17 protein-coding genes are annotated in these 26,288 nt (G+C 66.6%); 9 read left to right on the top strand and 8 right to left on the bottom strand.

Features of this window, described 5'->3' with window-relative positions; translation table 11 throughout:
* Positions 1–21: 21 nt before the first annotated feature.
* The 4 genes from ABQ039_RS11475 to ABQ039_RS11460 all read right to left on the bottom strand — a co-directional run bounded on the left by ABQ039_RS11475 (position 22) and on the right by ABQ039_RS11460 (position 8,146).
* Positions 22–4,116, bottom strand: a complete 4,095-nt coding sequence (locus tag ABQ039_RS11475) for a CHASE domain-containing protein (RefSeq protein ID WP_349777734.1) — start codon at positions 4,114–4,116, stop codon at positions 22–24.
* Positions 4,117–4,268: 152 nt separating this feature from the next.
* Complete coding sequence (locus ABQ039_RS11470; protein WP_024940197.1) at positions 4,269–5,573, bottom strand: DUF445 domain-containing protein; 1,305 nt, start codon at positions 5,571–5,573, stop codon at positions 4,269–4,271.
* A 250-nt stretch (positions 5,574–5,823) separates the two neighbouring features.
* The gene (locus ABQ039_RS11465; protein WP_184431357.1) at positions 5,824–6,681 is read right to left on the bottom strand and encodes a plasmid replication/partition related protein; all 858 of its coding nucleotides are present in this window, start codon (positions 6,679–6,681) and stop codon (positions 5,824–5,826) included.
* Positions 6,682–6,793: 112 nt separating this feature from the next.
* On the bottom strand, positions 6,794–8,146 hold the full coding sequence (locus tag ABQ039_RS11460; protein WP_349777735.1) for an aspartate aminotransferase family protein: 1,353 nt from the start codon (positions 8,144–8,146) through the stop codon (positions 6,794–6,796).
* Positions 8,147–8,556: 410 nt separating this feature from the next.
* On the opposite strand from ABQ039_RS11460, the gene ABQ039_RS11455 reads away from it, so the two are divergent.
* The 5 genes from ABQ039_RS11455 (at position 8,557) to ABQ039_RS11435 (ending at position 16,004) form a co-directional block, all read left to right on the top strand.
* Positions 8,557–10,236 (top strand): OFA family MFS transporter, encoded by a 1,680-nt coding sequence (locus ABQ039_RS11455; protein WP_102581525.1) that lies wholly within the window; start codon positions 8,557–8,559, stop codon positions 10,234–10,236.
* A 6-nt stretch (positions 10,237–10,242) separates the two neighbouring features.
* The gene (fdhD, locus tag ABQ039_RS11450) at positions 10,243–11,088 is read left to right on the top strand and encodes a formate dehydrogenase accessory sulfurtransferase FdhD (protein WP_024940201.1); all 846 of its coding nucleotides are present in this window, start codon (positions 10,243–10,245) and stop codon (positions 11,086–11,088) included.
* A complete protein-coding gene (locus ABQ039_RS11445; protein WP_349777736.1) occupies positions 11,085–13,433 on the top strand; it encodes an FdhF/YdeP family oxidoreductase in 2,349 nt (782 codons plus the stop codon). Before fdhD ends, ABQ039_RS11445 begins: the two co-directional genes overlap by 4 nt.
* Positions 13,423–13,701 carry a hypothetical protein gene (locus ABQ039_RS11440; RefSeq protein WP_349777737.1) on the top strand — a complete coding sequence of 93 codons (279 nt, stop codon included), beginning with the start codon at positions 13,423–13,425 and terminating at the stop codon, positions 13,699–13,701. The genes ABQ039_RS11445 and ABQ039_RS11440 overlap by 11 nt, the downstream gene beginning before the upstream one ends.
* A 1,010-nt stretch (positions 13,702–14,711) precedes the next feature.
* Positions 14,712–16,004, top strand: coding sequence for an MFS transporter (locus tag ABQ039_RS11435; RefSeq protein WP_104582140.1), 1,293 nt, complete (start codon positions 14,712–14,714; stop codon positions 16,002–16,004).
* Positions 16,005–16,063: 59 nt separating this feature from the next.
* On the opposite strand, the gene ABQ039_RS11430 is transcribed toward ABQ039_RS11435, so the two are convergent.
* The 4 genes from ABQ039_RS11430 to ABQ039_RS11415 all read right to left on the bottom strand — a co-directional run bounded on the left by ABQ039_RS11430 (position 16,064) and on the right by ABQ039_RS11415 (position 20,798).
* Positions 16,064–16,525: a bacteriohemerythrin gene (locus tag ABQ039_RS11430; protein WP_039526813.1), complete on the bottom strand. Its 462-nt coding sequence runs from the start codon at positions 16,523–16,525 to the stop codon at positions 16,064–16,066.
* 182 nt (positions 16,526–16,707) lie between these two features.
* Positions 16,708–18,006 carry a diguanylate cyclase gene (locus ABQ039_RS11425; protein WP_024940515.1) on the bottom strand — a complete coding sequence of 433 codons (1,299 nt, stop codon included), beginning with the start codon at positions 18,004–18,006 and terminating at the stop codon, positions 16,708–16,710.
* A gap of 96 nt (positions 18,007–18,102) precedes the next feature.
* The gene (locus tag ABQ039_RS11420; protein WP_184609319.1) at positions 18,103–19,419 is read right to left on the bottom strand and encodes an FAD-binding oxidoreductase; all 1,317 of its coding nucleotides are present in this window, start codon (positions 19,417–19,419) and stop codon (positions 18,103–18,105) included.
* A complete protein-coding gene (locus ABQ039_RS11415) occupies positions 19,419–20,798 on the bottom strand; it encodes a glutamine synthetase family protein (RefSeq protein WP_184609321.1) in 1,380 nt (459 codons plus the stop codon). The genes ABQ039_RS11420 and ABQ039_RS11415 overlap by 1 nt, the downstream gene beginning before the upstream one ends.
* A gap of 289 nt (positions 20,799–21,087) precedes the next feature.
* Between ABQ039_RS11415 and ABQ039_RS11410 the strand changes: the two genes are divergently transcribed.
* The 4 genes from ABQ039_RS11410 (at position 21,088) to ABQ039_RS11395 (ending at position 26,138) form a co-directional block, all read left to right on the top strand.
* The gene (locus ABQ039_RS11410; protein ID WP_184609323.1) at positions 21,088–21,843 is read left to right on the top strand and encodes a gamma-glutamyl-gamma-aminobutyrate hydrolase family protein; all 756 of its coding nucleotides are present in this window, start codon (positions 21,088–21,090) and stop codon (positions 21,841–21,843) included.
* 6 nt (positions 21,844–21,849) lie between these two features.
* A complete protein-coding gene (locus ABQ039_RS11405; RefSeq protein WP_065031616.1) occupies positions 21,850–23,235 on the top strand; it encodes a glutamine synthetase family protein in 1,386 nt (461 codons plus the stop codon).
* Between the two features lie 201 nt (positions 23,236–23,436).
* Positions 23,437–24,813 (top strand): aspartate aminotransferase family protein, encoded by a 1,377-nt coding sequence (locus tag ABQ039_RS11400; protein ID WP_184609325.1) that lies wholly within the window; start codon positions 23,437–23,439, stop codon positions 24,811–24,813.
* A gap of 209 nt (positions 24,814–25,022) precedes the next feature.
* On the top strand, positions 25,023–26,138 hold the full coding sequence (locus ABQ039_RS11395; protein WP_024940509.1) for a polyamine ABC transporter substrate-binding protein: 1,116 nt from the start codon (positions 25,023–25,025) through the stop codon (positions 26,136–26,138).
* Positions 26,139–26,288 lie beyond the last annotated feature (150 nt).

The following is a 26,288-nucleotide window of genomic DNA, read 5'->3' as shown; positions in this document are numbered from 1 at the left end:
TGCCACCGGCGTGGTGAGCGGTCAGCGCAGGTGAGTGGCTTGCCAGTCGCGCAATGTGGCCTCGGCGCGACGGAAGTCGAAATCTTCCACCGCACGCTGCAGTGCTTCCTGCAGGTTGCGCGGCAGATGCGGCGCGCAGATCAGCAGCGCGTGGTCGATCCTGTCGGCATCGTCGCTGCCCAGGGCCGCTTCCAGGATCTGCACGCTGTCCGCGTCCAGCGCGGCATCGTCATCGCCTGCTTCCGCGTCGCTTTCGCCGTGTTGCAGGAAGGCATGGATCGCCGCGGCGGTACGCTGCATGGTGTCCTTGAGTGCGAGCAGTGCCGAGGTGATGTCGTGGCCCTGCTCGATGCGGGTTTCCAGGTCGCTGGCGGCACCGGCCAGGGCCGGCAACGCCAGCGACCCGGCGGCGCCGCGCAGCTTGTGCGCCAGCGCACCGATCGCCGGCAGCTCGTTGCGGCGCAGATGCTCGGCTGCGGCCTCGGCCGGGTCGGGGTTGTCGCGCAGCAGTTTGAGCAGATAGCGCTCGTACGGTTCACGCTCGCGCCACAGGCTGCGTGCACGCGCCGCATCCAGCACCTCCGGGTCGGCGTGTTCCCACTCGGGGCCGCCCTGCACAGCGGCCTCGTGCGGCAGCGACGGGATGCGCCGTACACCCGGTTGCAGGAAGTGGCGGATGGCGGTGACCAGTTCCTCCACATTGAACGGCTTGGCGATGAAACCGTTCATGCCCGCTTCCAGCGCTTTCTCCTGTTGTGGGCGAAAGGCGCCGGCAGTCAGCGCGATCACCGGCAGGCTGGCCAGCGCGGGGATCTGCCGCAGCCGCCGCGTGGCTTCATAGCCATCGACCACCGGCATCTGCACGTCCATCAACACCAGCTGGAACAGCTCCGGCGCACGCCGCAGCGTGTTGATGGCCTGTTCGCCGTCGTGGGCGACCGTGACCATGGCGCCTTCGCCTTCGAGAATGCGCTGCGCCACTTCGCAGTTGATTTCGCTGTCGTCCACCAGCAGCAGATGCGCGCCTTCCAGCCGACGCGCCACGAAGGTGGGCGCCACCGGCCGCGCGCCGGGGCGTTCGTGGACCAGTTGCTCCACCAGCCGGTGCAGCGCCGCGCTGGTCACCGGCTTGGTCATCACCGCATCCAGGTCCTGTTGCTCGGGATGCTGCTCCAGCAGCCGGCGCTCGTAGGCGGTGACCATGACGATCACCGGATGCGGGCCGGGCACGGCGCGTGCGCGGATCTGCCGCGCGATCGCCACGCCGTCGATATCGGGCATGCGCCAGTCGAGCAGGAAGATGTCGTAGGGCTCGCTGGCCTGCTCGATCGCCTGCAGGGCGGCCTGGCCGCTGGCGACCGCATCCACGCGCCAGCCGAGTTCGCTGGCGATGCGCACCAGGTTGTTGAGTGCCGCATCGTGGTCGTCGGCGATCAACACCCGCGGCATCGCTTCCGGCGGCAGCGCCGGCAGGTCGCGCTGCGCCAGCGGCGGGGCGGATTTTTCCAGCGTCACCACGAAGTAGAACTCGCTGCCGCGGCCGGGCACGCTTTCCACTTCCAGCTCGCCGCCCATCAATTCGATCAGGCGCCGGCTGATGGTCAGGCCCAGGCCGCTGCCGCCGTAGCGCCGGCTGGTGGAGGTATCGGCCTGCAGGAACGGCGAGAAGATCAGACTCTGCTTTTCCTTGGAAATGCCGATGCCGGTGTCGCGCACCGAGAACAGCAGCTTGAGCTTGTTCGGATCGCCGCTGGGGAAGCGCCGCACCGACAGCACCACTTCGCCCTGCTCGGTGAACTTGATCGCGTTGCCGACCAGGTTGACCAGCACCTGGTTGATGCGCAGCGCATCGCCGAGCAACCAGCGGCAGTCGCGCGGCAGCGGTTCGACGATCATCTCCACCGGTTTGGTGCTGAGCGAGGAACGCATCAGGTCGGCGATGTTGTCGAACAGTTGATTGAGGTCGAACGGTGCGCGTTCCAGATCGATGCGCCCGGCCTCGATCTTGGAGAAGTCCAGGATGTCGTTGATGATCTCCAGCAGCGAGCGCGCGGAGCGGTCGATCTTGGTCACCATGTCCTGCGCCGCACCGGGCAGTTCGCTGCGCTGGAGCAGGTACAGCATGCCCAGGATCGCGTTCATCGGCGTGCGGATCTCGTGGCTCATGTTGGCCAGGAAATCGGACTTGGACTGGTTGGCGCTCTTGGCCGCATCCATCGCCAGGCGCAGTTGTTTCTCGTGCAGTTTCTGCTCGGTCAGGTCCACCGCCATGCCCAGGTAACCGATCACCTGGTCGTTATCGTCGCGCAGGGTGCTCAGGGTCAGCAGCACCGGCAGGCGGCGGCCTTCGTGGCTGACGTAGGTCCATTCGCTGGTGTCGCTGCGGCCCAGGCTGGTCAGCGCGGCGATTGCCTCCAGCGTATGCGCCACCGGCGCGCCGGTCTGCTCGGAGAGCAGGTGCGCGCGCTCCTGCAGTTCCTCCTGCTCGATGAACTGGCCGGCCTTGCGGCGGCCGATCACCTCGTCGGCGTTGTAGCCCAGCAGTTTTTCCGCGGCGCGATTGAACAGCGTGACAAAGCCGCCGGAGTCGGTGGCGATGATGGCAAAGCCGGCGTGTGCCAGGATCGCCCGGTGCAGCGCGGAGAACTTCATCAACTCGCTGGTGCGTTCGGCGACCTGGTGTTCGAGCGATGCATTCAGGTCGACGATGCGCTGATGCGAACGCACCCGCTCGGAGATGTCGCGGAAGAAATGCGAGTGCCCGCTCAAGGTGGCATCGCGTTCGATGATCGGGGCCTTGCTGGCCAGCACATGGACCAGATGCCCATCGCGATGGCGCATGCTCAGTGCGGCCGAGGTATCGACCGAATGGTGCTCGTCGGCGTGCTCGATGTCGGGGATCGCATATGGCTGCGGCGACAGCAGCATCGTCAGGTTCTGGCCGATCGCCTCGTCCGCGCTGTAGCCGAACATCGCTTCGGCAGCGGGATTCCAGTGGGTGATGTGTCCGTCCGGGGTTTCGGCAACGATGGCCTCGCTGGAATGGCTGACCAGTGCCGCCAGCTCCATCTGTTTGCGCAGCACTTCCTCGCGCCGCAGGCCGTTGCTGAAATACAGCACCAGCAATGCCGCCAGCAGCACCGACACGCCCAGCACCAGGCCGCCGGTCAGCCATGGCGAGGTCTGGTTGAGCGAGGCCAGGAAGCTGGCGGTGGGGTGGGCGGTGATGATCCAGGTGCGGCCATAGATCTGCAGCTGCTGGATCACCGGCGGGCGACGCGCGCTGTCGCTGGACGGCGTGCCGCTGCGAAAGAAGTTGTGAGTGGGCTCGTTGCGGTCGGACAGATCCAGCGCCACGTCGTCACGCTCGCCCAGGGTGCTTTCCACCATCTGTTCGACGCTGAAGGGCGCGTAGACCCAGCCGCTGGTCGCGGCCATGCGCTGTTGCGGCGTCTGCAGCGGCATGCCCTCGCGATAGACCGCCAGCAGCACCAGGAATCCGCTCTCGCTGGGAATGCGATAACCGGACAGCGAGATCGGCGAGGTCATGATCGGCACGCCGCTGCGTGCGGCCTGCAGTGCCGCCGCGCGTCGACGCGGATCGGAGGCGATGTCCAGACCGATCGGACGGTTGCCCGAGGACTCCGGTTCGAAATACAGCACGATGTAACGCTCGCCGTCCCAGGGCGCCAGCGGCCGGCGCTTGATGTCCGGTGCACCGTCCGCGCGTGCGGCCTGCAGGAAGGCCTCTTCGTCGGCGGGCGCGACGCGATGGATGTAGCCGTAACCCAGTACGCCGGGGAACTCGCGCGTGTAATCGCGCGAGCGGCTGTACAAGGTGAAGCGGTCGCGACTGATGACATCCTTGCCGGCGCCGATCAAGGCACCGCGTGCGCCGCGCAACCCGTGTTCGAAGGTATACATGCGCTCGCTGATGTTGCGTGTCAGCGTGCGCACGACATAGTTGAAACGCTGCTCGCGCTCGAGCTCGTTATGTCGCTGTAGCGACAGGCCGGCGAGAATGGCGGCAATCAGACCTGTGGCGAGAATCAGCAGGGCACCGATCGATGCGCGGCGCCCGTATTTTCTGCGCAGATCCCAGCGGCCATTCGGCATTTCTGTTCCTTTGCCTTGCCTGTTGCGTGCCCGGTGTGCTGGCCGACGGCGAGGTCGGTCTCGTGGTGGCGCCTGACGATCATCAGAACCCGTGCAAACTCCCCGGCGTCCGCACGTGCTTCCGGTGGGCGATCAACGTCATTGCCAATGCATCAGAACGCCAGCCAGATCGATAATGCGTGAAGGGCAAGCCCGATCAGTCCGCCCACCAACGTTCCATTGAACCGAATGTATTGCAGATCGCGTCCGACACCCAATTCCAATTGTTCGACGAGGTGACGTTCGTCCCAACTTTTCATCGTCGACGCGATATGGTCGGTCACCGATGCGCGCAGACGCGTGGTGAGTTTGTCGGCGGCCTGCAACATGTGCTGGTTGAGCGCTTCGCGCAGCGAGGGATCCTGCGACAAGGCCTGGCCGAGCGATTGCATGGAGCGCTCCATGTGCGCGGCCATCGACGATTCTTCACGCGCCAGGTCGTTGCGCAGTGCATCGCGGATCTCGCCCCACAGGCCTTGCACGTAGTCCTGCAAGGCCGGATGTTCGATCACGCGTTGCTTGAGCTCCTCCACGCGCTCGGCCATTGCCGGCTCGTCGCGCAGGCGCGCGATGTAGCGTTGCAGCCACGCTTCGTAGTCGAGCCTGATCGGGTGCTCGGGGGTCTTCAGGATGTCCTGCAACTCCTCGATCGCCGCCCGCGCCATGCGGTCGGCCAGGCTGTCGCCGATCTCCTCGATCGGCTTGACCCAGTTCACCGTGCCGACCAGCTTGGGCCACTCGCGCCGCGCGTAGCGCACGATTAAGGCCGAGGCGCGCGTCTTGACCTGCTCCTGATCCAGCCACTCGCCCAGGCGCAGCAGCACCTCGTCCAGCAATTTCTGATGCCGGCCGTCGGTGGTGAGCAGTGCCATCACATCGCCGACGGTGGCGGCGGCATTCCATTTGCGCAGACGGTCGACCACGAAGCGCTGGATCGCGCGGCGCACCGCGGCCTCGTCCAGCAGTTCCAGCGCCTGCAGCATCCAGCTGCGCGCCATCTGCGCGAGCATGCGCGCCTGTTCGGGTTTGGCCAGCCATTCGCCGAGGCGGCTGGCCGGGTCGAACACGCGCAGTTTGTCCATCAACGCCTCGGGGGCGAGGAACTGGTCGCGCACGAATACCGCCAGGCCGTCGGCCAGACGGTCCTTGCCGCGGGGCAGGATGGCGGTGTGCGGAATCGGCAGGCCCATCGGCCGCCGGAACAAGGCCACTACCGCGAACCAGTCGGCCAGTGCGCCGACCGTGGCCGCTTCGCAGAAGGCCGAGACCCAGGCCCAGACGCCTTGTTCGCCCATCAGGTGGCTGACGACGAAGCCGGCGAACATGGCCAGCAGCAGGGCCACCGCCAACAGCTTCATGCGCTGCAGCTGGGCACGACGGGGATCGACGGGGCGGGGAGTGCTAACGCTTGGTTCCATTTGCGCAGTGTACCCAGTCGCCGGAGCACGGCATGTCCACAGCCGGGCGTGACGGCGCGGTAGGAGCGCGCCTGAGCGCGACGGCGTTACCGGGAGAGCCGCGTCGCGCCCGGGTGCGCTCCTACGAGTGGTTGCGGCGATCGCGGTGGCGGCTGACCGGTTCTTTAGGAGCGCGCCTGAGCGCGATGGGGTTACCGGGAATGCCATGTCGCGCCCGGGTGCGCTCCTACGGTGATGCACCGTCCGGCACCTAGCCGCGCAGGCGCTCCAGCTGCGATTGCAGCGCGGTCACCTTGGCCTGCAGCGCGGCGTTTTCGTTTTCCAGTTCGGTGACGCGGCGTTGCAGGGCTTTCATGTCGCGGCGTTCGGCTTCGCCGCCTTCGGCCTCGTCGGGCTTGGGTTTGCGCTTGGCGTCGCGTACGCGCTTGGCAGCCTGTTTGAGCTCGGCCTTGCCGGCCTGCGCGGCGGCGCGCTGTTCGTCCTCGGACAAGGTGGCCACGGCAGCGGCGGCGCTGATCGAAATCTCGCCGGCCTTGACCGCCTGCACCACTTCCGGGGCGGCCTGCTTGTGGATGCGCTCGATCATCACCACCTGGTTGTTGCTCAGGCGGGCCTCGCGCGCCAGCTCGGCGCGGCTGACCGGGGTGGAGGTCTCTTCCCACGGCGGGCTGTCGTTGTCCGTGGCCGCCGGCGTGGCGTCGTGGTCGACGCCGGTGGCCGGCTGCTCAATGTCGGCAACCGCCGGCGCTTCGGCAGCGGCGTCGGCGTCGCGCTGGCTGCGCTGGCGCGCGGCCAGGATCTCGCGCTTGCGCAGTGCCAGCACGCCACGCTGGAAGTCCGACACGCTGCGCCGGCCCAGGTGCTGCTCGATCATCCACAGCTGCACGTCCTGCATCGACTGGAAGCGCGGGTTCTGCACGGTCTGGAACGGCAGGTCGTGCTTCTGGCAGATGCCGTAGCGGTTGTGGCCATCCACCAGCACGTCGCCCCACAGCACCAGCGCATCGCGGCAGCCCTCGGCCAGCAGGCTGCGTTCCAGCGCCTCGTGCTCGTCGGGCGTCAGCGGGTCGATGTAGGCCTTGAGTTCTTCTTTGACAACGATGTTCATGCGGCAACTGCGGGGAAGTGCGGGGCCGGCATTGTAGTGAGCCTGCCCCGGCTTTGCGCGCTTGACCGCGCCGCGTGCGGGCGTTACGCGCGGGCGCCTGTGTCGCTCGTCGTCAGGCGGTGCTGCGCAGGATCTTCGCCAGCGTTTCGACCATCTGCCCGATCTGCTCAGGGGTGACGATCAGTGGTGGTGACAGCGCGATGACATCGCCGGTGACGCGCACCAGCAGGCCGCCGTCGTGGAAGCAGCGTTCGAACACCTCGTAGCCGCGTGCGCCGGGCGCGCCGTCGCGTGGCGCCAGCTCGATCGCGCCGATCAGGCCGATGTTGCGGATGTCGATGACGTGCGGCAGCCCGCGCAGGCTGTGCAGCGCGTCTTCCCATTGCGGGCCCAGCGTGATCGCGCGGTCGAACAGGTGTTCTTCGGCGTAGGTGTCCAGCGCGGCGATGGCCGCGGCGCAGGCCAGCGGATGGCCGGAATAGGTGTAGCCGTGGAAGAGCTCGATCGCGTTCTGCGGCCCCTGCATGAAGGCCGCGTGGATCGCATCGGCCACCAGGACCGCGCCCATCGGCACGCTACCGCTGGTCAGCCCCTTGGCGGCGGTGATCAGGTCCGGCGTGACGCCGAAGCGTTGCGCCGCGAACGCCTCGCCGACCCGGCCGAAGCCGGTGATGACCTCGTCGAACACCAGCACGATGCCGTGGCGGTCGCAGATAGCGCGCAGCCGCTGCAGATAACCTTCCGGCGGCAGGATCACTCCGGCCGAGCCGGATACCGGCTCGACGAAGACCGCCGCAATGGTCGAGGCGTCGTGCAGGGTGATCAGGCGTTCCAGATCGTCGGCCAGTTCGGCGCCGTGCGCCGGCAGCCCGCGCGTGTAGGCATTGCGTTGCAGATCCAGCGTATGCCGCAGATGGTCGGTGCCGGCCAGCAGGGGGCCGAACCATTTGCGGTTGTTGGGCAGCCCGCCGATCGACATGCCGCCAAAGCCGACCCCGTGATAGGCCTTCTCGCGCCCGATGAAGCGGGTGCGCTGGCCCTCGCCGCGCAGGCGGTGGTAGGCCAGCACGATCTTCATCGCGCTATCGACCGCCTCCGAGCCGGAGTTGGTGAAGAACACATGGCCCAGGCCGGGCGGTGCGATCGCGGCCAGCCGCTGCGCCAGCACGAACGGCAGCGGTGAACCCATCTGGAAGGTCGGCGCGAAATCCAGCGTGCCGGCCTGCTCACGGATCGCCGCCACGATGCGCTCGCGGGCGTGGCCGGCATTGCAGCACCATAGCCCGGCGGTGCCGTCCAGGATCTGGCGGCCGTCGACATCGCGGTAGTACATGCCGGCAGCGGAGGCCAGCAGGCGAGGGCGCGCCTTGAACTGGCGGTTGGCGGTGAACGGCATCCAGAACGCGTCCAGGTGCGCCGGTGCCTGCAGCGCGTGCGCGCCATCGCGCGGAGGGTGGTCGTGCATGGCGGACTCCGTCGCTGGGGGAGCGTCCGACTGTACGGCCACCACGCGTCGGCCGTCACCTCGGCCGAGCGCGACGGCGAGCACGATTTGCGGACCCGCATGCGCCGATCCACATGGACTAGTCAATTAGTCGCAACGTCGGCCGCTAAGCTGTGGGAACGCCTTGTGGTGCAGGCCATGACGGGTTTTTGACCGGCTGCGGGGCGCGCCGAAGCATTGCAAAGATTCAACGATCGCCGATGATGCGCCAGACGAGTGCCAGTTGGGCCTGGTAGTCGCCGCTGCCCTTATCGCAACACGTCAATCGATCGCAGCCATCAATCGTTTTCGGAGCCACTGACACCGCCTGCGCGCAGCCGTCCTGTCGGGCGCTCCGGACACACTTCATCGCACTTTTTAGGGGAACGGGAATGACACAAGGGTCCACCGTGGCGAGCGCCAACGGCGCAGATGCCGGCCTGCTGTCCAAGGAGCGCATCGTTGCGCGTCCGGGCTTCAATCGTTGGTTGGTACCGCCGGCGGCACTGGCGATCCACCTGTGTATCGGCATGGCCTATGGCTTCAGCGTGTTCTGGTTGCCACTGTCCAAGGCGCTGGGCATCACCGAGGCGATCGCGTGCCCGGCCGACATGGGCCTGTTCGCGCGCATGGTCGCCACCACCTGCGACTGGAAGATCAGCGAGCTGCAGTGGATGTACACGCTGTTCTTCGTGCTGCTGGGCTGCTCGGCGGCGATCTGGGGCGGCTGGCTGGAACGTGTCGGCCCGCGCAAGGCCGGTGTGGTCTCGGCGCTGTGCTGGTGCGGTGGCCTGGTGATTTCGGCGGCCGGCATCCACTTCCATCAGATCTGGATGCTGTGGCTGGGCTCGGGCGTGATCGGCGGCATTGGTCTGGGCCTGGGTTATATCTCGCCGGTGTCGACGCTGATCAAGTGGTTCCCGGACCGTCGCGGCATGGCGACCGGCATGGCGATCATGGGCTTCGGTGGCGGCGCGATGATCGGCAGCCCGCTGGCCGATGCGCTGATGCGTCACTTCGCCACGCCGACCTCGGTGGGCGTACTGGAAACCTTCCTGGTGATGGCGGCGCTGTACTTCGTCTTCATGATGGCCGGCGCGTTCGGCTACCGCGTGCCGCCGAGCGGCTGGACCCCCGCCGGCTGGACCGCGCCGGTGGCCAGCAACAACGCCATGATCACTGCCAACCACGTGCACGTGAGCAAGGTCTGGGGCATCCCGCAGTTCTGGCTGCTGTGGGGCGTGCTGTGCCTGAACGTGTCGGCTGGCATCGGCGTGATCGGCATGTCCTCGCCGATGCTGCAGGAAGTGTTCGGCGGCCGGTTGATCGGGGTGGACGTCGGCTTCGGCAGCCTGGACACGGCGCAGCTGGCCAGCATCGCGGCCATCGCGGCCGGCTTCACCGGCCTGCTCAGCCTGTTCAACATCGGCGGGCGCTTCTTCTGGGCCAGCATGTCCGACAAGCTCGGCCGCAAGAACACCTACACGCTGTTCTTCGTGCTGGGCATCTGCCTGTACGCGGCTGCGCCGTCGGCCGGCGGCGTGGGCGGCATCGCGCTGTTCGCGGGCATCTTCTGCATCATCCTGTCGATGTACGGCGGCGGCTTCGCCACCATCCCTGCATATCTGGCCGACCTGTTCGGCACCCAGATGGTCGGTGCCATCCACGGCCGCCTGCTGACCGCCTGGGCCACCGCCGGCATCCTCGGTCCGGTGGTGGTCGGCTACATGCGCGAGTACCAGCTGGCCCACGGCAGCCCGCCGTCACAGGTCTACAACACCACCATGTACATCCTCGCCGGCATGTTGGTGCTCGGTCTGATCTGCAACCTGTTGGTGCGCCCGGTGGCCGCGCGTCATTTCATGACGCCGGAAGAACTGGCGCGCGAGAAGCAGCTGGCGCACGAGAAGGTGGACCGCAGCGGCAAGGCGGTGCTGCCGCCGGAGCAGATGGCGCGCATCGGGCATGGCGGCAACCCCGCCCTGGTCGCGCTGGCCTGGCTGGCGGTGGGCGTGCCGATGTCCTGGGGCATCTGGGTCACGCTGCAGAAAGCCTTCGTGCTGTTTCATTGAGATGAGATGACACTTCCGTCTTCCCGTTCCGTGCGCGCCGGCAGTGTGGTGCGCACGGTTGTCCGCCACCGTGGCGGCCGCAACGCCACGGTGCAGGACATGGTGGCGGCCGAAATGCCGGTCGCCTTCCACTACAACGGCGTGCCGTTCGCGGTGATGATGGCCACGCCGGAAGACCTGGAAGATTTTGCATTCGGGTTCTCGCTGAGCGAAGGCATCGTCGACCAGCCGCAGGATCTGCGGGTGGTGGCGGTGGAGACGTTTCTGGAAGGCGCCTCGCTGCAGATCGAGATCCCGCCCGAACGTGCCGCTGCGCTGGACCGGCGACGGCGCAATCTGGATGGCCGCAGCGGTTGCGGGGTGTGCGGCAACGAATCGATCGAGGCGGTGCTGCGTGTGCCGCCGCTGCTGCAATCGGCGTTGCAGATCGATGCGCAGGCCTTGGCGCGTGCGCTGGAAGCGCTGCACGCGCAGCAGCCGATCGCCGCACAGACCGGCGCGGTGCATGCCGCCGGTTGGGCCGATGTGCACGGTGTGGTGCGCTACGTGCGCGAAGACGTCGGCCGGCATAACGCGCTCGACAAGTTGATCGGTGCGCTGGCGCGGGAGCGCGTCGATGCGTCGCAAGGGTTTGCGGTGGTGACCAGCCGCGCCAGTTACGAAATGGCCATGAAAGCCGCGCAGGCCCGGATCCCGCTGCTCGCAGCGATTTCGGCACCGACCGCGCTGGCGATCAGCCTGGCCGACAGTGCGGGACTGACCCTGATCGGGTTTGCCCGCGATCACGATTGTGTCGTTTACAGCCATCCGCAGCGCCTGAATCTGGGCGTTGGCGTGGGAGAGCCCGCATGAGCAAGAAGACCATCCAGCAATACGACAATCCCGCCGGCGGCTGGGGCGCATTGCGCTCGGTTGCCAAGCACCTGATGGAACAGGACATCGCGGTGCAGGGCGCCAAGACGCTGCTGCACGCCAACCAGCCGGACGGTTTCGACTGCCCCGGCTGCGCCTGGCCCGACCGCGATCACACCTCCACCTTCGAGTTCTGCGAGAACGGCGCCAAGGCCGTCGCGGCCGAGTCCACGGCGCGCCGCGCCGGACCGGAGCTGTTCGCCTCGCACAGCGTCAGCCTGCTGTCGCAGTACAGCGACTACTGGCTGGAAGGGCAGGGCCGGCTGACCCAGCCGATGCGTTACGACGCGGTCACCGATCATTACGTGCCGGTGAGCTGGGACGAGGCGTTTGCGCAGATCGCCGGGCACCTCAACGGGCTGGCATCGCCGGACGAGGCGATCTTCTACACCTCCGGGCGCACCAGCAACGAAGCGGCCTTCCTGTATCAGTTGTTCGTGCGCGAGTTCGGCACCAACAACTTCCCCGACTGCTCCAACATGTGCCACGAGCCCTCCGGCACCGCGCTGCGTTCGCAGATCGGCGTGGGCAAGGGCACGGTGTCGCTGCACGATTTCGAACTGGCCGATGCGATCTTCATCTTCGGCCAGAATCCGGGCACCAATCACCCGCGCATGCTCGGCGAGTTGCGTCAGGCCTCCAAGCGCGGCGCGGCGATTGCGGCATTCAATCCGCTGCGCGAGCGCGGGCTGGAGAAGTTCGCCGACCCGCAGGACAAGCTGGAGATGCTGCACAACGGCTCCACCCGCATCGCCTCGGATTATTTCCAGCTCAAGATCGGCGGCGATCTGGCCGCGGTCAAGGGCATCATCAAGCATGTGCTCGAGCGCGACGCACAGGCCCAGCGCGAGGGCACGCCACGGCTGCTGGATCTGGAATTCATCGACGCCCACACCGCCAACTTCGACGCTTTCGCTGCCGAGGTGCATGGCGAATCCTGGGACACCATTGTCGAAGAGTCCGGGCTGGACGAAGCGGCGCTGCGCAAGGCCGGCGAACTCTATCTCAATGCCGAGCGCGTGATCGCCTGCTGGGGCATGGGCATCACCCAGCACAAGCATTCGGTGGCCACCATCCACATGATCACCAACCTGCTGTTGCTGCGCGGCCATCTGGGCCGGCCGGGCGCGGGCGTGTGCCCGGTGCGCGGACACAGCAACGTGCAAGGCGACCGCACGATGATGATCTACGAAAAACCGCCGGCCGCGTTTCTGGACAAGTTGCAGACGCTGTTCGGGTTCGCGCCGCCGCGCGAAGACGGTTTCGACACTGTCGGTGCGATCGAGGCGATGCTGGACGGGCGCGGCAAGGTGTTCTTCGCGATGGGCGGCAACTTCGCTGCCGCCACGCCGGATACCGACGCCACCCATCGCGCGCTGCGCAACTGCGAACTCACCGTGCATGTCACCACCAAGCTCAATCGCAGCCACCTGGTGCACGGGCGCGATGCGCTGATCCTGCCATGCCTGGGCCGTACCGAAATCGACATCCAGGACGCCGGCTCGCAAGGCGTGACGGTGGAAGATTCGATGAGCATGGTGCACCTGTCGGCCGGCATCAATCCGCCGGCCTCGCCGGAGCTGTTGTCCGAGCCGGCGATCGTGGCGCGGCTGGCCGAGGCGACGCTGGGTACGCGCAGCGCGATCCGCTGGCGTTGGCTGGTGGGCGACTACGACCGCATTCGCGACCTGATTGCCCAGGTGTTCCCCGATTTTGCCGACTTCAATCAGCGCGTGCGGGTGCCGGGCGGCTTCCGCCTGTCCAACACCGCGCGCGATCGTCAGTGGGTGACGCCCGAGAAGCGCGCGGTGTTCAAACCGCACGCGGTGCCGACCGACAACCCGATCCATCGCGCACGCCGCAGCCACACCGAGCAGATGGTGTTTACGCTGGCCACCACGCGCTCGCACGATCAATACAACACCACCATCTACGGGCTGGACGATCGCTACCGCGGCGTGTTCGGCGAGCGTCGCGTGCTCTTCATCAATGGCGCGGACATCGCCGCGTTGAACATGAAGGCCGGTGACTGGGTGGACCTGGAGAGCCTGTGCGAGGACGGCGTGCACCGCGAGGCGCGTCGCTTCCTGTTGGTGGACTACAACATTCCGCGCGGCTGCCTGGCGGCGTATTACCCGGAAACCAACGCGCTGGTGCCGCTGTCCAGCTTCGCCGACGAAGCGCGCACGCCCACCTCCAAGTCGATTCCGGTGATCGTGCTGCCGCACCGCGCCGAAACCGCCGATGCGGCGCCGCGCGATATCGGAGCGGTGCTTGTCCGCTGATCCACAGCTCACCGCGCTGCTGATTGCCGCATTGGCCGACACGCCCGAGGGCGTGTCGCTGGCGCGCCTGTGCAAGCAACTGGGCGTGCGCATGAGCGTGCTGCTGCGCACCCTGGCGTGGTTGGGTAACGCCAGTCTGGATGGTCAACCCGGTCCGGGCTGGATCCAGCTGGAAGACCGCGGCGAGCGCCAGTTCGCAGTGCTGACGGATCTCGGGCTTGCAGCGCATGCGCAACGTGCAATGACGCAAACGCAGCAGGGCGACTGAGTAACTTGCTGGTTCTTCCCGGCTGAGGAGAGCAGGAGACTGAAGCCTCTTCACTTGTACGGGAAGCTCGATCAGACGCAACCTGATCCGAACAACGCAGGCTACGCTTTGCTTGCAACCAAACACACCGACCATCTTGACTGGTCCTTGTCCGCTCACCGTCGCGGGACCTTACGCGGCATGGATGCCGCGTAAGAGCCTACATGGACGTACTTGCGGCGTGTCCTGCGATGGTGGGCGGGCAAGGGCCCCGCAGCAAAGTCGCAGACCCGACGCTCTGCAAGCGATCTATCAGCACTATCCGACCACTCCAAGACCCACCGAGCTCTTCAATCGTGGCGCCGTTATGGATGCAGTCTAAGACTTGGGTCAAAAGCCTGGTTGATCGAGCGCGCGGTGCCCTCACCGCTTGCGGGACACGCCGTGAATCCATCCGTGGAGGCTCCTCGGCGGCATCCATGCCGCCGAGGGTCCCGCAACCGGCAAGGACACCGCACCAGAGAGTTGGTCGGCTGCTTTCCTCAAAGCTTATTTCTCGGCTTGCGGTGGGAAGATGAGACGTTTGTAAGTCGCGTGTTGAAAGCCTGCCGGTTGCTCGGCCTGCGTCGGGAGCTGATCGGGCGCAAGGTGATACGAACAACGCGCATCACGCACTGCTCTTAACTGCGCACACCGACCATCTTGACTGGTCCTTGTCCGCTCACCGTCGCGGGCTCTTACGCGGCATGGATGCCGCGTAAGAGCCTACAAGGATGTACTTGCGGCGTGTCCTGCGATGGTGGGCGGGCAAGGGCCCTGCAACAAGGCCACAGAGCAGTCGCTCTAACAAGCATCTATCAACACTGCCCGGCGACTCCAACGCAACCGAGATTCCGAAAGACATCAGGCTGCCACTGCCCGAAAGGCAAGCAGTCACGGCTGTAACCTTTCGTGAGCAGGTTGGTCTGCGCAAACCGTTGCTGCAATCTGCCAGAATCGGCTGACTTGTCTTGTCTGGATGCCGATCAACGATGACTGCTGCTGCGCCGCTTGCTGCTCCCATCAATTCGCCCGCGCGCGTGCTGTTCGCCAGTCTGATCGGCACCACCATCGAGTTCTTCGATTTCTATATCTACGCCACCGCTGCGGTGCTGGTGTTCCCGACGCTGTTTTTTCCGGCGGGCGATGGCAGTGCGGCGATGCTGCAGTCGCTGGCGACGTTTGCGGTGGCCTTTATCGCACGGCCGGTGGGCTCGGCGGTGTTCGGCCATTTCGGCGACCGGATCGGGCGCAAGGCCACGTTGGTGGCGGCGCTGCTGACGATGGGCCTGTCCACCGTGGCGATCGGCTTGCTGCCCAGCTACGCGCAGATCGGCGTGTTCGCACCCGCGTTGCTGGCGCTGTGCCGCTTTGGCCAGGGTCTGGGGCTGGGCGGCGAGTGGGGCGGGGCCGTGCTGCTTGCCACCGAAAATGCACCGCCCGGCAAGCGCGTGTGGTACGGCATGTTTCCGCAGCTGGGTGCGCCGCTGGGCTTTCTGCTGTCCACCGGCACCTTTCTCGGCATGGGCGCGTTGCTCGACGATGCGCAGTTCATGCAATGGGGCTGGCGGGTGCCGTTTCTGGCCAGCGCATTGCTGGTGCTGACCGGCCTGTGGGTGCGCCTGAGCATCACCGAGACGCCGGACTTCCAGAAGGCCCTGGACCGCAAGACGCGCGTGCGCCTGCCGCTGGGTACGGTGATCTCGCAGCACTGGCCGGCGCTGATCATCGGCACGCTGGGCGCATTCGCCACCTTCGTGCTGTTCTATCTGATGACCGTGTTCGCGCTGGGCTACGGGACCAAGACCCTGGGCTACGACAAGGAGCAATTCCTGCTGTTGCAGATGGCCGGGATCGTGTTTTTCGCGATCGGCATCCCGCTGTCGGCCAGATTCGGCGACCGGCATGGCGCGCCGCTGGCGATGATGCTGGCCAGTGTGGCGATCATCGCGTTCGGGTTGGCGTTCGCGCCACTGTTCCAGGCCAATCACCCGTTGCAGGTGCTCGCGTTCCTTGCACTGGGCTTCTTCTTCATGGGCCTGACCTACGGCCCCTGCGGCACGCTGCTGGCCGAGCTGTATCCCACCGAGGTGCGCTACACCGGAGCCTCGCTGTCGTTCAACCTGGCCAGCATCCTGGGGGCGGCACCGGCGCCGTACGTGGCCACGCAACTGGCCGCACGCTATGGCGTGCAGGCGGTCGGGCAGTATCTGGGCGCCGCGGCGGTGTTGAGCCTGCTGGCGTTGATCGTGGCCCGCAGATCGCGTCGCCCGGTTGGCGTTTGAAGGCGTACGCGAGTCGGCGTCATCGTTGAGGTGGATTGCGCCCAGGTGCAGAGTGGTCGCTAGCGGAACAGGCGCTTGAGTGTGCGTCCCAGCCAGTTGCCGTGCTGGTGGCTGCGCGCGAACTGGTCCAGATGTGCGATCACCTGCGGCGCATAGGCCTGATCGTCGCCGCGGATATGGTTGAACAACCAGCGCGAAAGCATGCTGCGGAGTTCGTCGCAGACGTCTTCGCCGGCCTGGAACCGCAGCCGGTACTCGCCGACACGTTTGCCGAAGACCTCGTGCACGCGCTTGTGCGCCAGGCTGAAGGGGTAGCCCGCTTCCTCCATCAGTTCTTCCTCGAAGGCAAAGTGCGACAGCGTGTAGTCGATCAATTCGTCGATCACCTCGGCCACTGCCAGGCGTTGCAGGCTGGCGTGCGCGGCATGCAACTGATTGATCATTTCCACGATGCGCCGGTGTTGGTGATCGATGACCTCGATCCCGGTGTTGAGGTCGTCCTGCCAGACCAGCAAAGCCATCGTTCGCCCTTGTTCCATACGATGAGGGCACGATAGGCGCACGTGATCGCCAACGCGTTGATCTGGATCAAATCCAGTCACGGCGCGCGGGCGGCGTGCGTGCTGCGGGGCGATTCTGTGTGCCGGCGATACCGCCGGGTCGGGCGCGCCGCCGGCCGTGCAGCGCACGAGCCTGCCCCCGCTCAGCTGGCCAGACGCACCTGGTTGCGGCCGCCGGCCTTGGCCAGGTACAGGTACTTGTCCGCTTCGCCCAGCAGATGGTGCAGCGACTGGCCGTCTTCGGTGGCGATGCAGACACCGATGCTCACCGTCATGCTGAGGGTTTCGTCGCCGATCCGCACGCGCAGTGCGCTGATGCGTTCGCGCAGGGTTTCGAAGTAGCTGGTGGCGTTGGCGGCATCCAGCCCCGGTACCAGCAGGCAAAATTCTTCGCCGCCGAAACGCGCTACCAGATCCTGCGGCCGCGCATGACTGGAGACCGACGCGGCCACCGCGCGCAGCGCCTGGTCGCCGGCTTCGTGGCCCCAGGTGTCGTTGATGTGCTTGAAGTGGTCGATGTCCAGCATTGCCGCGGTGACCGTCTGCTCCTGCGACAGCAGGGTGGGGATTACCCGCTGGCTTTGTTCCAGGAAATAGCGCCGGTTGGGCAGGCCGGTGAGGAAGTCGCGGGTGGCCAGATCCTGCAGCGTGCCGATCAGTTCCAGCTGGTCCACGTTCTGCGACACGCGGCAAAAGAACTCTTCGCGCGAGAACGGCTTGCGCAGGAAATCGTTGGCACCGTTCTTGAGGAAACGTGGGATCAGCGACGAGTCGTTATTGCCGGAGATGCCGATCACCGCGACCTTGTCGCGCGAACGGATCGCACGCAGACGGCGGGTGAATTCCACCCCTTCCATGCCGGGCATTTCCTGGTCGACGATGGTCAGGCGGATGCCGGGGTCGCGCTCGATCGCCTGCAGGCCGGCCGCACCGTCGGCCGCCAGCACCACACGGTAGCCGTACATCGACAGCAACGCGGCCGCATAGGTCCGTGCGGACAGGGAATCGTCCACCACCAGCGCGGCGATGCGGCGATTGCGCTCCAGGCGTTGCACCAGCCAGGCCAGATATTCGATGCTGCCGGGCGCGTTCTTGAGCACGTAATCGATGATCTGCTGCTGCAGCACGCGCTGGCGCAGATCCTCGTCGTAGACGCCGCTGACCACCACGGTGGGCAGCTTGCGCGAGAGGAAGAATTCCACGACCTTGTCGCGGTCGCCATCCACCAACACCAGGCCGGTCAGGACCAGAAACCAGCCGTCTTCTTCGTCCAGTACACGGGCGGCTTCCGCCAGGGTCGACACGACCGTGACCGGCAGCTCCACACGTTGCTCGATGGCCTCGCGCAGCATGCTGGTGAAAGTGCGCGAGTTCTCCACCAGCAACACGCGTTGCGGCAGGACTGCGCTTTCACTATTGCGATGTAGGGTACCTGGGGACATCGGCTGGCCGTGCGGATCGAACCGTCATACCAGCTAACGGCCCTGCTCGCCAAAACTTGAGCGCCGCGTCTCAAAGTGCCCAAGACGGCGCCCTGTTCACCACAACGCATCGCGCAGCCGGTACCAACTCATCGCTGCCACCAGCAGCGGCGTGCGCAGCAGGCGCCCCCCTGGGAAGGGCCGATGCGGAATGCGTGCGAACACGTCCAGCCGTCGGCTCTGGCCGGCGATGGCCTCGGCGATGACCTGGCCGGCCAGGCCGGTAGCGGCGACGCCATGCCCGGAGAATCCCTGGGCGAAATACACGTTGGGCCCCAGCCGGCCCCAGTGCGGGGCGCGGTTGCGCGAGATGTCCACGTAGCCGCCCCACAGCGTCTGCAGCGGCACGTCGCGCAGTTGCGGGAAGACTGTGTGCATGCGCCGGGTCATCAACCGATCCAGGCCGTGCGGCGGGCGCGAGGAGTAGCTGGCGCGTCCGCCGAACAGCAGCCGGTGGTCGGCACTGAGCCGGTAGTAGTCCAGCGCCCAGTTGGTGTCGGCGACCGCCATGTCGTTGGCGATCAGGGCGCGTGCACGGGCCTGGCCCAGCGGCGGCGTCGCACCGACATAGGTGCCCACCGGCATGATGCGGCGTTCCAGCGCCGTGGAAATGCCCTGCAGCAGGGCATTGCCGGCGATCACGCCGAACTCGGCGCTGACGCTGCCCTGGTCGGTCTGCATGGTCACGCGCGTGCCGTGCTCCAGCCGGGAGACGGGCGAGGCCTCGTGGATGCGCACGCCGGCCGCCAGCGCTGCGCGCGCCAGGCCCAGCGCATAGGCCAGCGGATGCAGATGGCCGCTGGCCGGATCGAACATCGCGCCCAGGTAGAGCGGACTGTCCAGCACCTGCCGCGTACGCGCGCGGTCCCACCATTCCAGCGGGTAGTCGTAGCGTTCGGCCATGCGCACGATGCCGTGCTGCAAGGCCTGCACCTGGCGCGGCTTCAGCGGCACATGGGCGTGGCCGTCGCGCCAGTCGCAGGCGATGGCGTGGCGGTCGATGCGCGCGCGCAGCAGGCGCATGCCGTCGCGCGAGAAATCGAACAGCAGCCGCGCGTCGGCATCGCCGACCAGCGCTTCCAGGGTTTCCTGCTCGCAGCCGTAGCCGACGATGGCTTGGCCGCCGTTGCGCCCGGAGGCGCCCCAGCCGATGCGCCTGGCTTCCAGCACGATGACCTCGTAGCCGGCTTCGGCCAGGGCGAGCGCGGCGGTGAGGCCGGTGTAGCCGGCGCCGAGGATGCAGACATCGGCACGTTGCACGCCCTGCAGGCATGGTTGCTCCGGCAAGGCCGGCGTGCTGCGGGCGTACCAGCTGTCGGGATAGCCGTTACCCGGCGGATCGGTTGGCGGCAGCGATGTGGCCGGGCCGTCCATCAGACGATCCGCAGGTACCGGGCGTAATCCAGATCGGGCACCTGCGCCTGGTAGTCGAGCAACTCGCGCTGTTTCTGCTGGCCGAATACGTGCTGGAACTGGCTGCCGAACTGCGCGCCGACAAAGTCGCTGGCGCCGAATGCATCCACCGCGGCTTGCCAGGTGCGCGGCCGAAAGACCGCTTGCGCATAGGCATTGCCGGTGACTAGCGCGCTGGGCTCGCCGGGATGTTGCAGGCCGTCCAGCATGGCCGCCAGCACGGCGGCGGCGGCCAGGTACGGGTTGGCATCGGCGCCGGCGATGCGATGCTCGATGCGGGTGTTGCGTGCATCGCTATGCGGGATGCGCAGCGCCACGGTGCGGTTGTTGAAGCCCCAGCTCGCATCCAGCGGCACGAAGGCATTGCTGACGAACCTGCGGTAACTGTTGGCGTGCGGCGCGAACATCAGCAGCGAGGCATCGGCGTGCCGCTGCAGGCCGGCGATGGCATGGCGCAGGCGGTCGGCGGGTACATCGACGCTGCCGGCAAACACGTTGTGCCCGTCGGCATCGAGCAGGCTCACATGCAGGTGCAGGCCGCTGCCGGCCTGGCCGGGAAACGGCTTGGCCATGAAGCTGGCGAGCTTGCCCTGCTGTTGCGCAATCGCCTTGATGGTGCGCTTGAGCAGGATCGCCTCGTCGCAGGCAGCCACCGCATCGGCGCGATGCTGCAGGTTGATTTCGAACTGGCCGGGTGCGTACTCGGCCACGGCGGTGTCGGCCGGGATGCGTTGCTGGCGACAGGCGTCAGTCACCGCGTCGGTGAAGGTGCGCTGGTCGTCCAGGTCCTGCAAGGAATACACCTGGGTGCTGTCGCTGCGCACACCGGTCTGCGGGTCGCGCGGCGTCTGCGGGCGTCCTTGCGCATCGGGCACCGCATCGAACAGGTAGAACTCCAGTTCCACCGCAATGACCGGGGTCAGGCCGAGCGCAGCAAAACCGTGCAGCACGCGCTGCAAGACCGCGCGCGGCGCGACCTCGAACACGCTGCCGTCCGGCTGATGCATCGCCAGCAGCAGCTGCGCCATCGGCCGCGGTGCCCACGGCACCGGGCGCAGCGAGCCGGCGATCGGCCGGCAGATGCGATCGGCATCGCCAATGGCGTAGCCCAGCCCGGTTTCCTCGACAGTATTGCCGGTGATGTCGGTGGCGATCAGCGACATCGGCAGGCACACGCCATCGCGATAGACCTTGCCCAGGACCTCGGCTGTCACACGCTTGCCACGCAGCACGCCATTGGTGTCGGGCAACAGCAGATCGACCGCTTCGCAGCCATCGATCCGCGCCAGCGTGGCGGCATCGGTGGCGGGCAAGTACGCGACGGAGTTCTCGGAAACCATGGGCACCACCTGCAAGGTCGCCGCTCAGACTAGCAAAGCGCATGTGATCGTTCGCGACCGTGCGCGTGTGGAACCCTGGCAATGCAGGTGGCCGCACGGTAAGTTCGCAGGCATCGGCAACGCAGCCCATCAACCCGTGGCGACCACGCGCTGACAAGTCGTCGCGGTCGGAGCGATGCAGGTGATGCGCAAGCCGCCAGCTGCGCGCCACATGTGCCCTGTACAGTGCCAGCGCCTGCCCGATGGCAAGCGCACGCGTGATGCAGCCGCGTTCAACCGGGAGATCCGCATGGCTGTCGTTCCACTGGTCGGGTTGCCGACCGATCGCATCCAGCAAGGGCCGCATCCGTTTCTGGCCGCCGGCGAGAAGTACATCCGCGCGGTGGTGGACGCAGCCGGAGCCATGCCGGTGCTGTTGCCGAGCCTGCAGCCCACGCTGGATGCGCGCGCGTGGCTGGATCGCCTGGATGGCCTGTTGCTGACCGGTGCGGTGAGCAATGTCGAGCCGCATCACTACAGCGACGAGCCGAGCTGGGAGGGCAATCCGCACGACCCGGCGCGCGATGCCACCAGCCTGGGGCTGATCCCGCAGGCACTGGCGCGTGGCCTGCCGGTGCTGGCGATCTGCCGCGGGCTGCAGGAGGTCAACGTGGCGCTGGGCGGGCGCCTGCATCAACGCGTGCATGACGTGCCCGGCCTGCTTGATCACCGCGAAGATCGCGCCATGCCGCTGGACACGCAGTACGGCCCGGCGCATCCGGTGCAGCTGCATCCCGGCGGCCTGCTGGCCGGCATGAGCGGCAGCGCGCAGGTCGCGGTGAACTCGCTGCACGGGCAGGGCATTGCACGCCTGGCCGACGGCCTGCTGATCGAGGCGACCGCGCCGGATGGCCTGATCGAAGCCTTTCGCGGCCCCGGGCCGGGCTTTCTGCTCGCGGTGCAGTGGCATCCGGAGTGGCGTGTCACACAGCATCCGTTCTACCGTGCCATCTTCCAGGCCTTCGGCGAGGCCTGTCGCCAATACGCCGCTCGACGCGGTCAGTGAGGTTGCATGTCGATCCGCACCCGTTCGCGCACATCCACGCCCAAGCAGCCCGAGAGCGCGCTGCGCCGCTGGCTCAAGGACCGCCACATCACCGAGGTCGAGTGCCTGGTGCCGGACATCACCGGCAACGCACGCGGCAAGATCATTCCGGCGGACAAGTTTTCGCACGACTACGGCACCCGGCTGCCGGAAGGCATCTTCGCCACCACCGTCACCGGCGATTTCCCGGACGATTACTACGAGCTGACCTCGCCATCGGATTCGGACATGCATCTGCGCCCGGACGCGTCCACCGTGCGCATGGTGCCGTGGGCGGCCGATCCCACCGCGCAGGTCATCCACGATTGCTACACCAAGGACGGCCAGCCGCATGAGCTTGCCCCGCGCAATGTGCTGCGGCGCGTGCTGGACGCCTATGCCGAAGCCAAGCTGCAACCGGTGGTGGCGCCGGAGCTGGAATTCTTCCTGGTGCAGAAGAACACCGACCCGGACTTTCCGTTGTTGCCGCCGGCCGGGCGCTCGGGTCGGCCGGAGACCGCGCGGCAGTCGTATTCGATCGATGCGGTCAACGAGTTCGACCCGATCCTGGACCTGATGTACGACTATTGCGATGCGATGGAACTGGACGTGGATACGCTGATCCACGAATCCGGCGCCGCGCAGCTGGAGGTCAACTTCACCCACGCCGATGCACTCTCGCGCGCCGATCAGGTGTTCCTGTTCAAGCGCACCATGCGCGAGGCCGCGTTGCGGCATGGCGTGTATGCGACGTTTCTGGCCAAGCCGATGGAGACCGAGCCGGGCAGTGCGATGCATATCCATCAGAGCCTGCTGCATGCCGGCACCGGCAAGAACGTGTTCAGCGGCAAACGCGACGGCGGCTTCAGCGACACCTTCGCGCACTATCTTGGTGGCCTGCAGAAATACATTCCGATGGCGATGGGGCTGCTGGCGCCCAACGTCAATTCCTACCGGCGGCTGATGTTTGGCGAGGTGTCGCCGAGCAATGTGCTGTGGGGCTTCGACAATCGCACCTGCGGGCTGCGGGTGCCGATCGATGTGCCGCAGAACATGCGGGTGGAAAGCCGCTTTGCCGGCTCCGACGCCAATCCGTACCTGGCGATGGCGGCGACCCTGGCCTGCGGGTTGCTCGGCATCCGCGAGAAGCTCGAACCGACCGCGCCGATCAGCAGCAACGGCAAGGAGCAGGGCTACGATCTGCCGCGCTCGCTGGGCGAGGCGCTGGACGGACTGGAGGGCTGCGAGGCCTTGCAGGAGATGCTGGGGCGGCGCTTCGTGCGCGCCTACATTTCGGTCAAGCGCAAGGAGTACGAGACGTTCTTCCGCGTGATCAGTTCGTGGGAGCGGGAGTTCCTGTTGTTGAATGTGTGAGGCGTCTGCGCTCGGCGCAGCGTGCCGCGCCGCTCCCTTCTCCCCTCGGGAGAAGGTGCCCGAAGGGCGGATGAGGGCAGGTCGTCTGGCCATGGTCCAGGCCTACGTGCACTGCAGGCGTCCGATGCGTTTTGCGCCAGCTGCTTTTTATAAAGCCACTGCGTTCGCGCCACTGGCGTGAGCCACCTTCCGGAGCAAGCCGTGCACCCCACTGTGTTGGAAACCTTGCAGCAGCTCGATGCCGCCCATCACCTGCATCCGTTCAACGACAACGCGGCATTGGCCGAAAAGGGCACGCGCATCCTGACCCGTGGCGAGGGCGTGTATGTCTGGGACGCGCAGGGCAACAAGTTGCTGGATGCGTTCGGTGGCTTGTGGTGCGTGAACGTCGGCTACGGGCGCGAGGAGCTGGCACAGGCGGCGGCGCGCCAGATGGAACAGCTGGCGTACTACAACAGCTTCTTCCAGTGCACCACCGAGCCCACTATCCATCTGGCTGCCAAGCTGGCGGAGCTGACGCCGGGCGATCTGAACCATGCGTTCTTCGCCAACTCCGGGTCGGAGGCCAACGACACCATCCTGCGGCTGGTGCGGCATTTCTGGGCGGTGCAGGGGCAGCCGGAAAAACGCATCTTCATCGGCCGTCATGACGGCTATCACGGCACCACCATGGCCGGTGCCAGCCTGGGCGGCATGCGCGGCATGCACAGGCAGGGTGGCCTGCCGATTCCGGATATCCACCACATCGCGCCGCCGTATCACTTCGGCGATGGCGGGGAGATGGATCCAGAGGAGTACGGGCTGCTGGCGGCGCGTCGGCTGGAAGACAGGATCCTGCAGCTCGGGCCGCAAAACGTGGCGGCGTTTATCGGCGAGCCGATCATGGGTGCGATCGGGGTGTACATCCCGCCGCGCAGCTACTGGCCGGAAATCGAGCGCATCTGCAAGCGCTACGACGTGCTGCTGGTGGCCGACGAGGTGATCTGCGGGTTCGGGCGTACCGGTGCCTGGTTCGGTGCGGATTATTTCGGCTTCCAGCCCGACGTGATGACGCTGGCCAAGGGCATCACCTCCGGCTATATCCCGTTGGCGGCGGCGATGTTCAACGATCGCGTGGCCGGCGTGCTCAAGGCGCAGGGTGGCGAGCTCGCGCACGGCGGCACCTATGCGGGGCATCCGGTCTGCGCGGCGGTGGCGCTGGAGAACCTGCGCCTGCTGCAGGACGAAGGCATCGTGGAAACCGCGCGTAACCGGATCGCGCCGTACCTGGCGCAGCGCTGGGCTGAGCTGGGCGAGCACCGGCTGGTCGGCGAGGCGCGTATTGCCGGCCTGGTCGGGGCACTGGAACTGGTGCCGGACAAACGCCGGCGCGGGGTCTATTTTCCCGAACGCGGTCGGGTCGGTGCGCTGTGCCGCGATTTCGCGCTGCGGCGCGGGCTGATCCTGCGTGCCACCTACGATGCGATGCTGCTGTCGCCGCCGTTGATCATCACCTGCGAACAGGTCGATGCGCTGTTCGACAAGGCCTGGGCGGCGCTGGACGATACTGCGCAGGCGCTGGGCATCGGTGCCGCCTAAGCCTGCCGGCGCACGTCAAGCTTTGCCGGTCGCGCACACCCGCCAGGGCGGCCGGCAGAGGCGCTTGCGGCACCGGCCGCGCCGGCCAGCGGGTGCGCACGGTTGGTTTCCGCCACGCCGCGCTGTGCAAACACAACCACCATGGGTAGGCTGGCCCTTCGACCGGCCGCATCCCGGCCCGCCCTGATCGCGCTGCCCTGGAGACCCGCATGACGCTGCGACTGCTCGCCCTGACGCTGTCCACCACCTTGCTGGCCGCCTGCGGTGGCAGCAATGCACCCGGCGGTGCCGAGGCGCGGGCCAAGGTGCTCAACGTCTACAACTACTCGGACTACATCGCCGAAGACACCATTCCCGCGTTCGAGAAGAGCACCGGCATCAAGGTCACCTACGACGTGTTCGACAGCGACGAGATGGTGGAAACCAAGCTGCTCGCCGGTGGCAGCGATTACGACGTGGTGGTGCCCACGCTGAACTTCTTCGGCCGGCAGATCCAGGCCGGCGTGTTCCTGCCGCTGGACAAGGCCAAGATCCCCAATCTGGCCAATCTGGACCCGGACATCATGCGGCGCATTGCCGCGCAGGACCCGGGCAACGCCTATGGCGTGCCGTACATGATCGGCACCACCGGCATCGGCTACAACGTGGACAAGCTCAAGGCGATCTTCGGCAACACCGAGGTCGCCAACAGCTGGGACCTGGTGTTCAAGCCGGAAAACCTGTCCAGGTTGAAGGACTGCGGCGTGACCCTGCTGGACACGCCCTCGGACCTGATTCCGATCGCGCTCAATTATCTGGGCCTGGATCCGCACAGCAGCGTGCCGGCCGAGATCGAGCAGGCTGCCGCGCTGATCAAGACGATCCGCCCGTACGTGCAGAACTTTCATTCCAGCCAGTACGTGAGCTCGCTGGCCAACGGCAACACCTGCCTGGCGGTGGGCTGGTCGGGCGACATCATCCAGGCGCGCGACCGCGCGGTGGAAGCCGGCAACGGCATCAAGGTGGCCTATGCGATCCCCAAGGAAGGCGCGCCGCAGTGGTTCGACATGCTGGCCATTCCCAAGGACGCCAAGCATCCCGACAACGCCTACGCCTTCATCAATTATCTGTTGAAGCCGGACGTGGCCGCGGCCAACAGCAACTTCATCCACTACGCCAACCCGGTGCGCACCGCCACGCCGCTGGTGGACGCGGCGATCCGCAACGACCCCACCATCTACCCGCCGCCGGAGGTGACCGCCAAGATGTTCACCTATGCGATCAATCCGCCGGAGGTGGACCGGCTGTATACGCGGCTGTGGACCGAGATCAAGACCGGTCGCTGACCGCCGCAGTCGCTCCTCCAGTTTTGTAAGAGCGCTTGCCAGGCGTGCGCCTGCAAGTCCTAGCGCGCGCTGACTGCGGTCGTCACGCAATCTGTACCGGGCGGTTCAAATAATTGTATGGTTGCGCCGCCTTCGCCGGACCGCTGATGC

This window comes from Xanthomonas sp. WHRI 6108 (genome assembly GCF_040202385.2).
Taxonomy (GTDB): domain Bacteria; phylum Pseudomonadota; class Gammaproteobacteria; order Xanthomonadales; family Xanthomonadaceae; genus Xanthomonas; species Xanthomonas arboricola.
The sequence above is the reverse complement of the archived record's forward strand: the minus strand, read 5'-3'. Positions and strand labels throughout refer to the sequence as shown.

What these genes read in the sequence shown, in the direction of transcription:
- ABQ039_RS11475 (WP_349777734.1), bottom strand. Translation starts at nt 4,116, where the DNA reads ATGCCGAATGGCCGCTGGGATCTGCGCAGAAAATACGGGCGCCGCGCA.
- ABQ039_RS11470 (WP_024940197.1), bottom strand. Translation starts at nt 5,573, where the DNA reads ATGGAACCAAGCGTTAGCACTCCCCGCCCCGTCGATCCCCGTCGTGCC.
- ABQ039_RS11465 (WP_184431357.1), bottom strand. Translation starts at nt 6,681, where the DNA reads ATGAACATCGTTGTCAAAGAAGAACTCAAGGCCTACATCGACCCGCTG.
- ABQ039_RS11460 (WP_349777735.1), bottom strand. Translation starts at nt 8,146, where the DNA reads ATGCACGACCACCCTCCGCGCGATGGCGCGCACGCGCTGCAGGCACCG.
- ABQ039_RS11455 (WP_102581525.1), top strand. Translation starts at nt 8,557, where the DNA reads ATGACACAAGGGTCCACCGTGGCGAGCGCCAACGGCGCAGATGCCGGC.
- fdhD (WP_024940201.1), top strand. Translation starts at nt 10,243, where the DNA reads ATGACACTTCCGTCTTCCCGTTCCGTGCGCGCCGGCAGTGTGGTGCGC.
- ABQ039_RS11445 (WP_349777736.1), top strand. Translation starts at nt 11,085, where the DNA reads ATGAGCAAGAAGACCATCCAGCAATACGACAATCCCGCCGGCGGCTGG.
- ABQ039_RS11435 (WP_104582140.1), top strand. Translation starts at nt 14,712, where the DNA reads ATGACTGCTGCTGCGCCGCTTGCTGCTCCCATCAATTCGCCCGCGCGC.
- ABQ039_RS11430 (WP_039526813.1), bottom strand. Translation starts at nt 16,525, where the DNA reads ATGGCTTTGCTGGTCTGGCAGGACGACCTCAACACCGGGATCGAGGTC.
- ABQ039_RS11425 (WP_024940515.1), bottom strand. Translation starts at nt 18,006, where the DNA reads ATGTCCCCAGGTACCCTACATCGCAATAGTGAAAGCGCAGTCCTGCCG.
- ABQ039_RS11420 (WP_184609319.1), bottom strand. Translation starts at nt 19,419, where the DNA reads ATGGACGGCCCGGCCACATCGCTGCCGCCAACCGATCCGCCGGGTAAC.
- ABQ039_RS11415 (WP_184609321.1), bottom strand. Translation starts at nt 20,798, where the DNA reads ATGGTTTCCGAGAACTCCGTCGCGTACTTGCCCGCCACCGATGCCGCC.
- ABQ039_RS11410 (WP_184609323.1), top strand. Translation starts at nt 21,088, where the DNA reads ATGGCTGTCGTTCCACTGGTCGGGTTGCCGACCGATCGCATCCAGCAA.
- ABQ039_RS11405 (WP_065031616.1), top strand. Translation starts at nt 21,850, where the DNA reads ATGTCGATCCGCACCCGTTCGCGCACATCCACGCCCAAGCAGCCCGAG.
- ABQ039_RS11395 (WP_024940509.1), top strand. Translation starts at nt 25,023, where the DNA reads ATGACGCTGCGACTGCTCGCCCTGACGCTGTCCACCACCTTGCTGGCC.